The sequence below is a fragment of the Bacteroides sp. OM05-12 genome (genome assembly GCF_003438995.1).
In the GTDB taxonomy this organism is placed as follows: domain Bacteria; phylum Bacteroidota; class Bacteroidia; order Bacteroidales; family Bacteroidaceae; genus Bacteroides.
On the sequence record NZ_QSUN01000054.1, the window covers coordinates 1 to 1,357 of the forward strand.

1 protein-coding gene is annotated in these 1,357 nt (G+C 51.1%); it reads left to right on the top strand.

Features of this window, described 5'->3' with window-relative positions; translation table 11 throughout:
• Positions 1–317: 317 nt before the first annotated feature.
• The coding region (locus DXB63_RS17700; RefSeq protein ID WP_147332313.1) for a fimbrial protein at positions 318–1,357 on the top strand (1,040 nt) is incomplete at its 3' end.

The window sequence follows — 1,357 nt, forward strand, 5'->3', positions numbered from 1 at the left end:
ATCCAGAGCGTAGCCAAGATCGGCGAGAATGACGGTGGCAACGTAGACCTTCCGGGTGACGAGAACCAGGGAGAGCCTGTAGGTGAAGCTACTACCTTCATGCAGTGCAAGATCAATGTTTACAAATGGGTAGGCAAGAATATGGATATTGAGGATTTAGGCAAATAATCCCTTTGCCCATCCTTATGAAAGGCGGAAAAAGATATCCTGTTTAACCGCCTTTCATCCAAAAAGATTCCGCTCCGGACTCGCAAGAAGGCCGGCACCGTACCCTCGGGGGACGGGCGGAACAATAAATATATATAAATGATAAGAGAATGAAGCTGAAACGAATTTTAAGAACCTCCTTTGCTGTCTTTCGGCAGACGTTGTGTCTGGGAGCCTGCCTGTTTGCCGTTCTTTCCTGCGAATCGGATGAATGCCCGAACCGGTCTTCTGCGGAGGACGATGTATATATCAGTTTGCGTATCAACGTTCCCGGTGATGCGGGTACCCGTACACGCGCCCTCTCCGTCGCCGACGAATCGGCCATCGATAATCTCCAGGTGCTGGTATTCAACGCTGTGGACCAGTTCCAGTACAAGGCGGAGCTCGGTACGCCGGATGCTGTCTCGGACGGTAAAGTCTATGTACGGTTGAAAAAGAGTGTTCGGGGAGAGTCCTATTATCTTGTGCTGCTGGCGAATGCGGATGAGGTGAACCCTTCCGGCAATCCTACCCAAACGGAGGTGTTGGAGCAATGCACATTTGCCGCTACTACCGGTGGTAATCCCGGTTTTCCACATAGCGAAGGTACTACACTCCCGATGTGGGGTGAAAGCATCCCGCAAGTCATCGACAGTGATACCAACTTCGGAACAATCTCCTTTTACCGTGCCGTAGCCCGTGTGGATATCGGTGTCAATTTCCAGAAGGACAGCGGTGACGGAACCGTGCCCGACGATAATCCTGTGGCGGACGGCTCGAAGCGTTTCAGACTGACGAGTGCGAGAGTCTATAACAGCCTGGATAAGGGATATGTCGCTCCGCTGTTGGGGTATGGCACTATCAGCATTCCCGGTACGGCTTCGGTATATACTCCCGACAACTATGTGGATTACTCGGTAAATGGCTGGAAACAGACCGACCATGAGATTTATCTGCCCGAGGTGAAGAATCATACGTTTGACGGTAGCAAGAAATCGTTGCAGGAACGTTGCTGTATCATCGTGGGAGGGCTCTATACGGATACGGATGATAACTTTGATAATGTGTCGGAAACCTACTACCGCATCGACTTTCTGGGAGACGGGAAGACGGACGACACGCTGCTGGATATCTTCCGCAACCACCGTTACGTGTTCAATATCACGAGTGT